This is a genomic window from Labilibaculum euxinicum (assembly GCF_963678175.1).
Classification (GTDB): domain Bacteria; phylum Bacteroidota; class Bacteroidia; order Bacteroidales; family Marinifilaceae; genus Labilibaculum; species Labilibaculum euxinus.
On the sequence record NZ_OY782756.1, the window covers coordinates 4,047,786 to 4,062,245 of the forward strand.

Annotated in this window: 13 protein-coding genes and 2 pseudogenes; all 15 read right to left on the minus strand. The window is 32.4% G+C overall.

All coding sequences use genetic code 11. The features are described from left to right. Positions 1 to 12 precede the first annotated feature (12 nt). Positions 13 to 894, minus strand: coding sequence for a hypothetical protein (locus tag ACY0M5_RS16235; protein WP_461629851.1), 882 nt, complete (start codon positions 892 to 894; stop codon positions 13 to 15). A gap of 2 nt (positions 895 to 896) precedes the next feature. Continuing rightward, positions 897 to 1,940, minus strand: coding sequence for a Gfo/Idh/MocA family protein (locus ACY0M5_RS16240; protein ID WP_461629852.1), 1,044 nt, complete (start codon positions 1,938 to 1,940; stop codon positions 897 to 899). Then, entirely contained in the window at positions 1,927 to 2,673 is a 747-nt protein-coding gene (locus tag ACY0M5_RS16245; RefSeq protein WP_461629853.1) for a WecB/TagA/CpsF family glycosyltransferase, read from the minus strand. The genes ACY0M5_RS16240 and ACY0M5_RS16245 overlap by 14 nt, the downstream gene beginning before the upstream one ends. 279 nt (positions 2,674 to 2,952) lie before the next feature. After that, positions 2,953 to 3,153, minus strand: a pseudogene (locus ACY0M5_RS16250) (DapH/DapD/GlmU-related protein); the annotation flags it as partial. A gap of 126 nt (positions 3,154 to 3,279) precedes the next feature. Beyond that, positions 3,280 to 3,489, minus strand: a pseudogene (locus ACY0M5_RS16255) (hypothetical protein); the annotation flags it as partial. Between the two features lies 1 nt (position 3,490). Further along, a complete protein-coding gene (locus ACY0M5_RS16260; protein ID WP_461629854.1) occupies positions 3,491 to 4,666 on the minus strand; it encodes a glycosyltransferase family 4 protein in 1,176 nt (391 codons plus the stop codon). A gap of 38 nt (positions 4,667 to 4,704) precedes the next feature. Then, positions 4,705 to 5,949 carry an O-antigen ligase family protein gene (locus ACY0M5_RS16265; RefSeq protein ID WP_461629855.1) on the minus strand — a complete coding sequence of 415 codons (1,245 nt, stop codon included), beginning with the start codon at positions 5,947 to 5,949 and terminating at the stop codon, positions 4,705 to 4,707. Positions 5,950 to 5,997: 48 nt separating this feature from the next. Then, positions 5,998 to 7,044 carry a glycosyltransferase family 2 protein gene (locus ACY0M5_RS16270; protein ID WP_461629856.1) on the minus strand — a complete coding sequence of 349 codons (1,047 nt, stop codon included), beginning with the start codon at positions 7,042 to 7,044 and terminating at the stop codon, positions 5,998 to 6,000. A gap of 15 nt (positions 7,045 to 7,059) precedes the next feature. Further along, positions 7,060 to 7,866: an alpha-1,2-fucosyltransferase gene (locus tag ACY0M5_RS16275; protein WP_461629857.1), complete on the minus strand. Its 807-nt coding sequence runs from the start codon at positions 7,864 to 7,866 to the stop codon at positions 7,060 to 7,062. Between the two features lie 42 nt (positions 7,867 to 7,908). Next, on the minus strand, positions 7,909 to 9,192 hold the full coding sequence (locus ACY0M5_RS16280) for a lipopolysaccharide biosynthesis protein (RefSeq protein ID WP_461629858.1): 1,284 nt from the start codon (positions 9,190 to 9,192) through the stop codon (positions 7,909 to 7,911). Continuing rightward, positions 9,185 to 9,763, minus strand: a complete 579-nt coding sequence (locus ACY0M5_RS16285; RefSeq protein WP_461629859.1) for a CatB-related O-acetyltransferase — start codon at positions 9,761 to 9,763, stop codon at positions 9,185 to 9,187. The genes ACY0M5_RS16280 and ACY0M5_RS16285 overlap by 8 nt, the downstream gene beginning before the upstream one ends. Before the next feature lie 20 nt (positions 9,764 to 9,783). After that, on the minus strand, positions 9,784 to 10,455 hold the full coding sequence (locus tag ACY0M5_RS16290; RefSeq protein ID WP_461629860.1) for a CatB-related O-acetyltransferase: 672 nt from the start codon (positions 10,453 to 10,455) through the stop codon (positions 9,784 to 9,786). A 61-nt stretch (positions 10,456 to 10,516) separates the two neighbouring features. Further along, complete coding sequence (locus ACY0M5_RS16295) at positions 10,517 to 11,563, minus strand: NAD-dependent epimerase (RefSeq protein WP_461629861.1); 1,047 nt, start codon at positions 11,561 to 11,563, stop codon at positions 10,517 to 10,519. A 4-nt stretch (positions 11,564 to 11,567) separates the two neighbouring features. Next, entirely contained in the window at positions 11,568 to 12,857 is a 1,290-nt protein-coding gene (locus ACY0M5_RS16300) for a nucleotide sugar dehydrogenase (RefSeq protein ID WP_461629862.1), read from the minus strand. A gap of 7 nt (positions 12,858 to 12,864) precedes the next feature. Then, positions 12,865 to 14,319, minus strand: coding sequence for a UDP-glucose 6-dehydrogenase (locus tag ACY0M5_RS16305; RefSeq protein WP_461629863.1), 1,455 nt, complete (start codon positions 14,317 to 14,319; stop codon positions 12,865 to 12,867). Between the last annotated feature and the right edge of the window lie 141 nt (positions 14,320 to 14,460).

Below are 14,460 nucleotides of genomic sequence, written 5' to 3' on the forward strand. Positions count from 1 at the left end.
TTATTACTTGTTTTATTTTAGATCAATTAAACTAACTGTTTCTTCGATATGCTTTTGAGATGAAGCACCAAAAACAACAGATTGAATATCTCTTTTATTAATATAACTATAAGCATCTTTTGCTGATATTGCTCCAGAAGCTAATGTTGACATCGCCATCAATTGATATTTTGAAGAATCATTATTTTTTGCTGCTTGTTCATAACTTTCAACATTAGGAGACATCAAATATCCTATTTTATTGAAAGAGCTACAGATGACAACCTCTTCAACACCCCATTCTTCAAGTTTAGCTTTCAGGTGAGGCATGTTTTGAGTAATTAATCCTGGAAGAGCATTATATTTTTTCTTGATATACTTACAATATTCAACAAAGACCTCTTTGACATCATATCCTAAAATCAAATCAACTACAATATTTTGAAGAAAAACAACTTTAACATTTAATCCCTTAAACATTTTCATCTCAACATCAATGAGCATCTGCATCAATTTAATAGCATCCTTAGTTAATACAGCAGCACTGCCCTTAGCAATCATACCTAATACTCCACCCGCTGAATTATCCTTAAAAAGAACTTCGTTAATGGTTGGCATAATTCCTTTTTCAGCTACCATGTTAGCATACTTGTGAGGATAAGGAATTGATGGATACCAGTTTAAATGACCATACTTATCCTTATTTTCTCTAAAGTAATTACAAATATCTTTTGCTCTGTCATTGCTATTCAGCATAATACCTTCAATACCAGCATCGATAGCCTGATCATAAACTTTAAAAATATTATTTATATCAAAAAAGTTTTCAGATAACTGTTGAGCTTTTTCTTGAGACATATGATTGATACCAAAGAATTGGTTATCACCAAAAATTATTTTATCTATTTGTTTCATTTTTAAATCTTTCCGTTGGTTTCGTAATCTTTGAAAATTGAATCAATCACTTCAAGTGTTTTTGCACCTTCACTAAAATTACAAAGACAATCTTTTTTCTTTCCTAAAATACAATCTGCAAAATCAAATAATTGTCTGGTGAATTCGTTTCCTCTCACATAAAATGGTACAGGAGTAAAAATATCAGTTATATATAGTGTATTCCAACCCTCTCTTAACTTTAATTCTTTATTTTCCTTTTTCAAATAGATTTTAAGACTATGCTGATCAGCTAGAATTTTTCCCTCAGAACCAAATATTTCCATCTTATTAGTTGGCTTGCGATAACTCTCATCACTCCAATTGACATAAATAGTTCCTGATTTACCGCCTTTGTATAGGAATGTTGATGAGATAGCATCCTCAACATTTTTTGAAAAGATATTATTAAGACTTGTACCCGTGACTTTATCTGGCTTGCCAACCAAATAATTAACAAGATCAATAGCGTGAGAAGCCATTTCAAATACTGCCCCTCCTCCATTTTCTCGTGAGGCTCTCCAACCAGACCCTTCATCGGACTCAATAATTGTACGAGAGAACATTTCAGATTTGAAACGAATTACCTTACCAATTGTGCCGTTATCGATCAGTTCTTTTGTCTTAACAAAAACATCATTAAATCGATTCACATAGCCAACTTGATTAACCAAATCTGTTGATTTATATAATTCTGCAAGTTCTGATGCCTGAGAATAGTTCGTTGTAAAAGGTTTTTCAGCAAAAACATGAATACCCTTTTCTGCACATTTTTTGATGATTGGATGATGTAAAGAAGGAGGTGTACAAACCAAAACAGCATTCACCTTACCGCTATCTAGTAATTTCTCATAGTCTTTAAATGTCTCTAAGCCATTCAAATACTTTTCCATTAAGGAAAGAACAACACCAGAAGGGTCCGCAATAGCAGTCACCGTAACATCAGGATGACTATTAATAATGGAGTAATGGGTGATTCCCATTCTACCAGCTCCAATTATTCCAAGATTGATTTTAGAATTTACCATATTTATATTTTTTATTCCCTAAGATTGATAAAAAAAGATGCCAAAAGAAGATACCAATATTTGGATATCGTTTTAGTATTTCTGGGCGATGTATTGTCCTAACTAACCACGCTAAACGAAGTTTCCACCAGATGGGAGAAATTGGTTTTTCATTTCCCGCGTACCAATCGAAAACCGCACCTATAGAGCAAATTAGTTTCGCATTAATTTTTGTTTTATTCTGAAACGACCATTTTTCTTGCTTTGGGCAAGTCATGCCAACAAAAAGAATATCTGGCTTAAAAGCATTAACCGCATTAATCATTTCACAATTATCTTGTTCGCTAAATTCACTTTTAAAAGGCGGTGAATAATAACCTGCAGTTACGTTTGGATATTCCTGTTTAAGTTTAATCTTAATTTTATCCAAAGTCTCTTGACTAGCACCTAGAAAAAACACTTTGCCGTATTCCCTATTCATTCTGTTTATGAAGCTATCATAAACGTTAGGACCTTGATTCTTTTGTATATTTTTCTTGTTGAAAAAAATGGACGCTAAAGCAAAATAAACGCCATCTAAAACAAGAATATCTGACTTCTTTAAGGCATCTCTAAAATTAGAATCCTTAGTTGAAATACCATATGAATTAGGGCTTATCGTATTTAACAACAAAGGGCTTTCTTTGTCGGATATATTAATATTTTCCAGATCATCTGAAAAAACTTTAAAACCAAAAGTTTCAATCTTATTCATTACCTATTATTCGATTAATTATATTCTTTTCGATTTAATTGTTTTCTAAGTATTTGACAACTCCACTTAATTAATGTAAAAAAATCAATAAACAATATGCAAACCACTTATCAATCTATTGCAAGTTTGAAACACTACAATATTTTGAAAAGATTTGTTTCTACAGTTACTTACACTTTGTTATAGGAAATAGTAATTCCCTGCTAGATTTTTCCTATTATCTTTCTACAAACAACTAATAAACCATGTGTAATACACGGACAGAAAGCTAATTACATATCAAATCATTTTCTTATCATGCAGAATTTGTTCTTCTTTCGTAAATCTTGACTTAATAAATCTAGCAGGATTACCGCCAACAATTGAATAAGGACTAATATCCTTTGTAACTACAGAACCTGCGGCGATAACGCTCCCCTTACCAATAGTTATTCCACTCATTATGATAGAACCATACCCGATCCACACATCATCCTCGATTATTACTTTAGATTGCAATCCCTTCCAATTATAATCGACATCTCTGATTTGAGATGCTAATCTTGTTGGAACACCTATTTGCTCATAATGATGATCATAACGACCTACAAGAGCAACACAATTGGCAAGCATCACATTATTCCCAATTTCTACATCACATTCAATTTGTGAATAACGCCCTATGTAAAAATTATTTCCTATACTAATATTATTCTTAGCCCAAAAGAAGACTTTACGCCCTGAGTGAAAATTCTTACCTATGCTATAACGTCTCCACTTATATTGAGCTAGATAATAATTCCTTAACTTTTTTAAGATTTTTATTATTTCTAACATATCAAACAAGTTTCCAATTGTGTAGTATTGCTTCTCTCAAATTATCAGATGAGTACCTTTCCATTTCCTTCGATTTGCCTAGCAAGTTTTCCTTATTAATATTCAAAGCCCTTAGCATAGCTTCTGTGAACTCGTCAACATCGTGATCATCTATAACAAAACCATTGACATCATTCAACACAAGCTCCTTTGCACTACTAAAATTTGTACATACAATAGGTTTCGCGCAAGAGATTGCTTCAACAAGTGCAGTAGACCATCCCTCGATATAAGACCCCATAACATACATATCGGAAGCATTTATATACTGTGACAATTTCTCATGTGGAACCCTTCCTGCTAATAAGATATTCGATGTAAGCTTCTTGATTCTAATTTGTTCTTCAATTTTAAGTCGGTCTTCACCATCTCCTAAAAAAATCAAAAGGCAATTCGGGTGATATTTTTTTAATTCTTTAATACAATCTAAAAGAAACTCCCACCCCTTCAATTTACTTAATCGTCCAGAAGTTGAGATAATCAGTTGATTCTGATCCAAATTTAAAATTGTTCGGGAATTCTCTTTTTTAACAGGATAAAATATAGATGTATCAACTCTTGTTGGAAATTGAATAAGCCTATCGTCAGGTAAAACACCTTTCCCCCTTTTTATGAAATTATTTATTGCATTTTTATCAGCAGAAGCTAAAATGACTGAAGATTGATTTATAGTTTTATAGAAAAGAAAATCATATAGTTTTGCAAAATATTTACCGTACCAGTACCTAGATATACTCATAGGGTTTTCAACACCAGGTATGCGTGTACAGATATTTTTAATACCACTTTTCTTGAGAGCAAACAAAACTTCTGGAGTTTGTATAAAAACATTATCGACTTCTTTTGATAAGATTTCCTTACGATATTTTCTTACTGCTATATACGATTTTAATCTTTGTGGAATAATAGTTCGACGATTACTCTTAACGACCTTTCTAACTGAAAAAAAATCGAAAGTAGTACCATTAATTTCCTTTTTAACCCATTTACCAACTGGAGTATCATCAGTCGATAAACCAACCAATAGAAGCTGATTATTAAAGGTCGTCACCATTTGTTTTGCAAAGGATAGATATCCACCGATGGGGAAATCTATAAAATTACAAATCTCAATAAATAAAATCTTTTTATGCTGCATGGCTACTTATAATATATAGTGATATAAATCAAAAACGATTAAACTATTGGTTGTTGTATCAAACTAACATCCTCATTTTCAAACTCAAGCCTATTGAATGCAATAACTCCACCAAATAGTACATCCGCCCAAAGTGCTAATCCATGAGAAGGCAAAAGCGCTAGAAGCATTATTAAAAAAAGTGATAGGGACAAGATGTATGCTACCCGTTTTGATTTTCTTTTATGAATTTCCTTGTACATCTGAAACAAGTAGAATAAATATAGGAATACAGAAACTAGACCACCAAAAGTAAAAATCTCAATAAAGCGATTATGTGCCAATGCTCCATAATTCTTTTCTAAAGCATATTTCCTACCTAGTCCAAAAAATAATGACATGTTATTATCTTCAAGCACCGAATTAATTGCAAGAGCCATCAATATAGTTCTTCCAGAAGAAATATTATCAATATCTCCAGCTTGACTTGTTTTATTAATATTATTACCTAGTAGTCTATTTTGGATAGCAACATTAGATTTAAAAACGAATGCTAAAGCAAAAACTATTGACGTAATAAAGAATATTTTTTTGAATGAAGATTTACTCTTATTTAGGAATATAAAAATAAAAATAAATGCAATCAGCATAATCCACCCTGTTCTTGTGAAAGCAAGGTAAACATCATATAAACCAAGTACTAAAACGATTAAAAAGAATAACCGATTGGTGACTTTACCTTTTACCATATAAATACCAAACATCCCAACAATAACTGTACTAAAAACAAAAACTTTTGAACTCAAAGCTGGCTGCTTAAAAAAACCAACTAATATATTAGAGTTAAGCTCATATCCTTCTACAAACTTTGCCCTACTTTCATTAAAATCACTTACAGGTTCAAGGATCCCCAATAAAAAAGGTATTGTTGTTAACAATAAAAAAGTTGCAAAAATAAGTAAGTCGGATTTTAACTTATCAGGTTTATTTCTATACAAATAATAGAATGCATTATAGGAAACTGGAAATATCAGTATCAATATTACTTCTTCAATATCATCCATAGTAAAAAAACCATGTCCATTAATTAAGAATGATAATGACAAAAATAAAACGGAAATATCAAAATAACTTATTCCCAAACTTATTTTTTTCTTACCAATAAACAACATTAAACATGCAATAACAACAATCTTCCAGATATTGGATAAGGATATCCCCATTAGAAAAACTCTATCCTCAAGGAAGAGCAATAGAAATAGGAATGCAAAAAAGAAGTAATATCTTAATAATTGAGATTTCATTTTAATATTAAATGATAAATTTATTCTTACAATTCAACTGTAGTTGAATTATCTATATCTAATTGGATTAAACATGATCCCCTTTAAGTTATATCTCCATTTTTTGTTTGAGAACCACAAAGGTAAATGACAAATAACAAAAATAACTACACCAATTTTATTGGTCCAAGGAGCACGTTTTAATGCCATAAAAGAGGAAACAAACATCAAATTCTTCTTCCAAAAAACCAAGTCCGAAAATCCATTCTTACTAATACCTTTATTCTCTTGTATAAAGGTTAAATGATTTGATAAACTTTTATTTAAGCGTATTAACTCACTTCTATTTGCAGTATCAAACTTACCCAAAATAATCTTAAGACTATTTTCAGTAAAATATGATTCATATTCAGTCTCCAGTATATTTTGACAATACTTAAGCCTTTTTGCTAATCTTCCAGTACGAAGCGTATTCGTCACTCCAGTTGGCGTATTTCTATAAAGGAGCAAACATTCATCAATAGTATAACAATAATACCCATGATTCAACAACCTATTCCACAAATCTACATCCTGAAATGGAACATCTTTCTCATTTTCACAGTATTCATGTAATTTTAAAAGATCTGCTTTAACCATTACCCCTGGATGGGATATCAAGTTTTGCAGAAAAACAATATGTTTATGAACATCATGATTTACCGTAATAGTCGAATTACTCCTACGATAAATTGCTCCATTCTCAGACATAAGAAAAGACCTAATATTTATAATATCGACATTACTATCTCTCTTAAATACTGCTAATTGTTTTTCAAACAAATTCGGTAAAGCAATATCATCCGCATCCATTCGTGATATATAATATCCTTTTGCAGTACGAATTCCTTTATTTAAACTTTTTATTAACCTTAGATTAATATCATTTTTAATATACACAATCCTTTCATCATCATATGACAGAATTATATTTTCAGAACCATCAGTACTTCCATCATTAATCAAAATGAGTTCAAAATCCTTAAAAGTTTGGTTTAAGATGCTTTCTATAGACTCCGCAAGGTAATTTTCAGCATTGTATACTGGTAATATGACAGATATAAGTGGTTTTTTCATTGACTTCATAATTGTTTAAATTCCTATCCAGCTGGATTTGAAGATTTCTGGTGCAGCTTCTTCGTTGTTAAACCATTTTTTAGGATAAATTACTTTTGAGCTACTTCTATTCAAATAGGCTCCCCAATAACTAAATGAACTATTGGCAATTATATTTGCCTTACAATGGCTCATCAAATACATATCAAGATAACTCTTATTACCTGAGTTATTCGAGACATAAACCGCATTCTCTAAAAGTAAATTAGCCTTAACCCATTCCATATCATCCGAAAAGACGTAAAATTTGGGCTTATTAAAATTTTCGCCTATAATTTGAATGGCCTCTTTATAATATTCCTTCGTACAAACACCACCATATTTATTTACAAATTGATTTGTTATATAGTCACCCCGACGAATATGTAATGCTATTGATTCAGATTGTTGTATCCCTTTCAAGTGGCCAATATTAATATCATCAAGCTCAAAACCTTTAAATTTAATCCAGTTATTTTGTTCATTATAAAACAATTTATTCTGCCACCATCCATCAAAATAAACTGATTCCATTTTTAATGAATTCTCAGAGCTAATGAAATGGGTATTTTTAAAAAAACGATTAATGAATCTAATGATAATAGCTATCAGATTTGCAAACACTGTCGATTTCGGTAATTCTACATCAAAAACATTCTGTATTTCTAAACCATTGTGCCCTTTTAACCATGTTTTATTGTAATACCCATATACATTTTCGTTTGTGTGACTTTTCAAATACAGGTAGAATGCATATTCAAACATCTGATTACCAAGCCCTCCTTTAAATGTGATTATTTTCATTAATATTAATTTTTCTTATTACACAAGTAATAATAGTCCTTTTTATTCGAGTGTTAACTCTTTATTGGCCTTCTTTGGCAATATTTTGAAATGATAATTAACAACAGTTATCAATGTTAATATCAAATACAATCCATAAGTCGTAACAAAGTTTATAACTGCACCATATACACCATAATACTTAATTAAAAAATACCCTCCGACAACAGACCAAATTCCCGGGAGTATTGTTGATACCAATAGTCTTCTTGTTTCTTTAAGTGCAAATATTTCATATGTTAAGACCTGACCAATTGCAAAAAAGCCAGAACCAATTATTAAATTAGGAAACATCCAAGAGGAATTAATATATTTTTCAGAAGCTAATACCGTTATAACTAAAGGTCCTAAATAAATAAAAAACACAATTAAACTGAGATAAAAGACTATCTGAAAAAAAACCGTTTTTTTTATTATTATCCATGGATACATAATATCCGTATTAGCTCTTTGGTAAATAATCGGCAATAAAAAGACTCCTAATATTCCAGTTATCGTAGTAGAAGGTAAAAGTGAAATAGAACTAATCAAGGAGTATTCTGCTACATTTTCTTTAGTTAAAAATAAGTCAATTAACCATCTATTTGCCATATTCAAAAACCAACCAAAAATTGACCAAACAAGTAAAGGCCAAGAGAAAGAGGATAGTTTATTAAATACAGAAAGACAACTGTTCTTATTAATTAGATTGATTCTATAATTGTTCTTCCTTTCAGTTACACTCCATGCTACAACTAAAAAATTAGATATAAATAAAACTACAAATATCAAATTTATACTTAACGAAGAATAAAAAGCTACTAAAGATATTAGTAATATTTTTATAAAAAATTCTAGCAAAGTTGATTTAGCTACAAACCTTCTATTTCTATCATTATTCTCAATTTTTCTAGTAGCCCTCTTTAAAATTTCAAAGAAAACAAAAAGATTTAGTACAATTAAAACCTTTCTCCAATTTTCATCAATAAATGAATACGCTATTAAACTTATAACAATGTATGGAATGTAAAATAATGAATATATTACACCTACATTACTAAGCATATTAGAAAGCAAACCTTTTTCCTTATAAATAGATAAAAATCGCCCAATACCTTCATTAAATGCTGAAAAGGGTAATAAAGTAACAACTGCAACCAAAGACATTGCTAAAGAGTAATATCCATAACTCTCCTTTGTTAAATAAACAGTTAATATTTTTGTAAACAAAATAGTACCTAGAATTTGAACAATTTGGCTAGCACTAACTAATAACAACTCCTTATTGGATAGTATTTTTTTAATCATTTTGCAATTCTTTTATAATACTTGCCGCTTCACAATAATCATAATTCCACCATTCGGTTTTTTTTATTTTGTTGATTTTCTGAGCGTCGAAACGTTTTTTTAATATTCGAACAGGGCTCCCTACAGCGACAGAATACTCAGGAATATCAATATTAACTACAGAATTCGCTCCAATAACCGCTCCATCACCTATTTTGACACCTCGTAATATAATTGCATCCGTTCCAATCCAAACATCATTACCTATTTCACATTTTTTCTTTGTTAATTCTTCATAGGTATTTTTATAAAAAATTGAATTTGTTGAAACCCTATCCAAATCATGCTCTCCATGACCAATTTTAACAAAACTAGCTATTGAACAGTAATTACCAATTCGTGAAGATGTTATAGTAGAATATTGACCTATATATGTATATTTTCCTATACTTGTTTTCGAATCAATTTCAACATCTTCGCAAATTTTCACATTTTCTCCTAGACTAGATTTGATAGAAGTTTTAAAGCTTTTGACATTTGATCTACAAAATAAATTATAAAAAAAAACAAACACATATCTAATTATTCTCATAACATAAATTCTTCATTCTATTAATTCTTAATAATCCGTCTAAGCTCATCAATATCATTAAAATAAGAGGAATATTTCTCAATTTTGGCAAATTTCCAATCCCACCATCTTAGATCATTTAAAAATTCTTCATTTTCTAGACTAAACCTATTTCGGATCACCTTTCCTGGTATTCCACCAACAATTGAATATGGCTTTATGTCCTTAGTAACAACAGTTCCTGTTGCGATAATGGCACCATTACCAATTCTGATTCCTTGAAGGATTTTAACATCATTCCCAATCCAAACATCATTCCCAACATCAACTAATATTTTTTCAGTTGAGATAGCCCAATTGATCTCCTTAAATTTTCCCTCTTCAACAAAAGTAAAACCTGCCTGTTTTTTGTTTGAAAAAAATGCAGGATGGGTGGAAACAAAACGTTCAGTGGGATGTGCTCCAATTACAATCTTTACATCCGACGCTATAGAACAATACTTTCCAATCCTCGCATGAGGTAAATAACAATTATCCCCAATATAAGATGCAAATCCAATACTTGAATTCACAATATTACTTTTATTGCCTATTGCATTACTACCCTCTAAAACAGTTTTATGGTTTAAAGTAGTATTCTTCAGCCTATACTTTACACCCCTATGTCTTTTATAGAATAAAATATACTTAACTATTTTTCTAATGTATTTCACAATAGTATAATATTGATTTATTAATCTTTGGACTTTTGATTATAACCTTCTTGTCAATTAATTATACGTTATAAATATTTTTATACCATTTAACAAATTCTTCAATCCCTTTTTGCACCGTGGTATTGGGTTTATACCCTAAGTCTGATATCAAATCGGACACATCTGCCTCAGTACGAGGAACATCACCAGGCTGCATTGGGTAAAATGTTTTTATTGCTTCTTTCCCCAAGTTGTCTTCAATGGCTTTAATGTAATCTAAGAGTTTTACTGGGTTAGAGTTTCCAATATTGAAAACTTTGTATGGCGCAGTATTACTTCTTGAGGCATCAACAATTCCTTCAGCACTTGGTTTTGGAGGATTATCAATCACCCTTGTAATTCCTTCAACAATATCACTCACATATGTAAAATCACGAACCATATCACCATTATTAAAAACTTTAATAGGTTCCCCTTTTGAAATAGCCTCTGTAAAAAGGAAGAGTGCCATATCCGGTCTCCCCCAAGGTCCGTATACCGTAAAGAATCGTAAACCTGTAGTAGGAACTCCAAACAAATGAGAGTAAGTATGTGCCATTAGCTCATTGCTCTTTTTTGTGGCAGCATATAAACTTATAGGGTGATCTACACTATCAGCAGTACTTAAGGGCATTTTGGTGTTATTACCATATACACTAGAAGAACTCGCATAAGCTAAATGTTTAATATTGTGATGTCGACAAGCTTCTAATATATTTATAAAACCTACAATATTACTTTCAATATAAGCATAAGGATTTTCCAAACTATATCTCACCCCAGCTTGTGCAGCCAGATTACAAACCCTGTCAAATTTTTCTTCTTGGAATAATTGATTCAACTGATTACGGTCTTCCAAATTCATCCTTACAAAACGATAATTTGGATATTTTGTCGACTGCATAGTCGTGTGCCAATTTTCAGCTTCTTTGGGAATTCCTGTTTCTGCTAACCTAGCATATTTTAAATTAACATCGTAATAATCATTAATATTATCTATACCAACGACCTCATCACCTCTATCTAATAATTTCTTTGCTAAGTGAAATCCAATAAAACCAGCTGTTCCTGTTATAAGTACTTTCATATTCTTACAATCTCCCGTCAATTAATTCTTTATTCCAAATTCCTTTAATGTCGTAAATTACAGCTTCGTGTCCGTTACGCAACTTGGACAGATCAATGGTTTTGAACTCGTTGTGTGCTACCGCTAAGATAATAGCATCAAATTTCTGCTCCAAGTAACTATTTACGAGTGACAGCTTATATTCAAGCTCAACCTCTTTTGTATTCGCCCATGGATCGTAAACATCAACATTACAACCGTATTCTTTCAACTCATTAATCACATCAATAGCCTTAGTATTTCTAATATCAGGGCAATTTTCTTTGAATGTGATACCCAATACTAAAACCTTAGAATTACGAACTGCATGCCCCTTCTGAATTAACAATTTCACAATTTGAGAAGCTACCCAACTTCCCATTCCATCATTCATACGGCGACCAGCCAAAATAATTTCAGGATTGTATCCTGATTCTTGAGCTTTCTGTGCCAAGTAGTATGGATCCACACCTATGCAATGCCCCCCAACCAGTCCCGGCTTAAAGGGTAAAAAGTTCCATTTAGTTGCAGCAGCCTCTAATACATCGTTGGTATCAATACCTAGACCATTGAATATTTTAGCAAGTTCATTCACAAAAGCAATATTAATATCTCTTTGTGAGTTTTCAATAACTTTAGCTGCTTCTGCAACTTTTATAGAAGGAGCCAAATGAGTACCAGCAACAATAACTGATTTGTACAATTCATCAACCTTAAAGCCAATCTCATAAGTAGATCCTGATGTTACCTTTTTGATCTTAGTTACAGTATGTTCTTTATCGCCAGGGTTTATTCTTTCAGGAGAGTATCCGACGAAGAAATCTGTATTGTATTTCATGCCTGACACCTTCTCTAGGACAGGAACACAATCTTCTTCAGTAGCACCAGGATACACTGTTGATTCATAAATAACAATATCATCTTTAGATAAAACAGCACCTACCGTTTCCGAGGCTTTAACCAGAGGAGTTAATACCGGACGATTATTCTTATCTGTTGGGGTAGGTACAGTAACTATATAATAGTTACAATCTTTTATTTCATCTTTATCAGTTGTCAATAACATTCCTATCTTATCAGGTTGATCTGTCAACAAAACGGTTTGCAAATTTGCATCATCGATCTCTAAAGTAGAATCAGTTCCATTATTTAACTCATCAACTCGAGATTGATTAATATCAAAACCTACAACGGGGTACTTTTTTGCAAATTCAACAGCTAATGGAAGACCCACATAGCCAAGGCCTATTACAGCAATTTTTATATTTTTTTTCATTACAATTTTATTTTCCTTTACCAATATTGTATACCTCAAATCCAGCTTCTGACAATTGCTTCTTGTCAACAATATTCCTACCATCAAAAACAAAAGCAGGTTTTAACACTTCCTTGTACACCTTTTGCCAATCGTAGTTTTTGAATTCATCCCACTCCGTCAAAATCGCTGTTGCATGTGCAGCTGCCATGGCTTGATAAGGATCATTATGAACAGTCACCAAACTTCGGATTTCATCCGAAGATAATTCCGCGAATTTTGGCGAATTACACGAATGTGAGTTCATGCGATTTGTTTGTAAATATTTCAGATCCGCAAAGATTTGCTCCTCTGTCACCTTTGGATCGTAAATATGAATTTCTGCCCGATCCTGTAATAATTCGTCCGCAACATAAATGGCTGCAGATTCACGGGTATCGTTGGTATCTTTTTTGAAGGCCCAACCTAAGAAGGCAATCTTTTTGCCTGAAACCGTATTGAACAGGCTATCGATGATATTTTTTGCGAAACGGTGTTTTTGATAGTCGTTCATTTTAATCACCTGCTCCCAGTAATCTGCTACCTCAGGCAAATTGAAATGACGACAAAGGTACACCAGATTTAGAATGTCCTTTTGAAAACAAGAGCCTCCAAAACCAACGGATGATTTAAGGAATTTAGAACCTATTCGAGAATCTGCACCAATGGCACGAGAAATCTCATCTACATCAGCTCCTGTTTTTTCACAAAGAGCAGAAATAGCATTTATGGAAGAAACCCGCTGGGCCAAAAAAGCATTGGCGGTTAGTTTGGACAATTCAGAAGACCACACACGCGTCGTGATGATATTCTCACGAGGCACCCAATTTTCGTAAACAGCAACTAGAGTTTCCATAGCAGCCTGCCCCTTTTCAGTTTCTTCACCCCCGATCAATATTCTGTCGGGCTGATGCAAATCGCTGATGGCAGTCCCCTCGGCTAAAAATTCCGGACTCGATAAAATATCGAAATTCACGCCATTTCCCGTTGAATTTAAAATCGTACTCAACGCTTCTGCCGTACGAACCGGAAGGGTTGATTTTTCAACAATAATTTTATCATCTTTAGAAACTCTGGCAATTTGACGGGCACACAATTCTATGTATTTTAAGTCAGCGGCCATTCCTTTCCCCACACCATAAGTTTTGGTCGGGGTATTCACCGAAATAAAAATCATCTGCGCTTCAGTTATGGCCTGATCCACATCCGTAGAAAAGAACAAATTGCGGCCACGGGCTTCTGCCACCACATCGGCTAATCCTGGTTCGTATATGGGTAATTTATTTACATCCGTATCGTTCCAATCTGCAATGCGCTGCTCATTTAAATCCACTACTGTCACCTTAATGTGCGGACATTTTTGAGCAATTACGGCCATGGTTGGACCACCTACGTAACCGGCGCCTATGCAGCAGATGTTTGTTATTGTTTTTACTTTGGTCATTTCTAGTTTGTCTTGTATGTTGTGTTCAATATTTCCTTTACTAATTCACTAACTGTTTGAGATCCTTCGTTCCTCAGGATGACAATCCTTTTTTTAATGACTGCTCAATGAGTAGTGTCATTCTGAACGGAGTGAAGAATC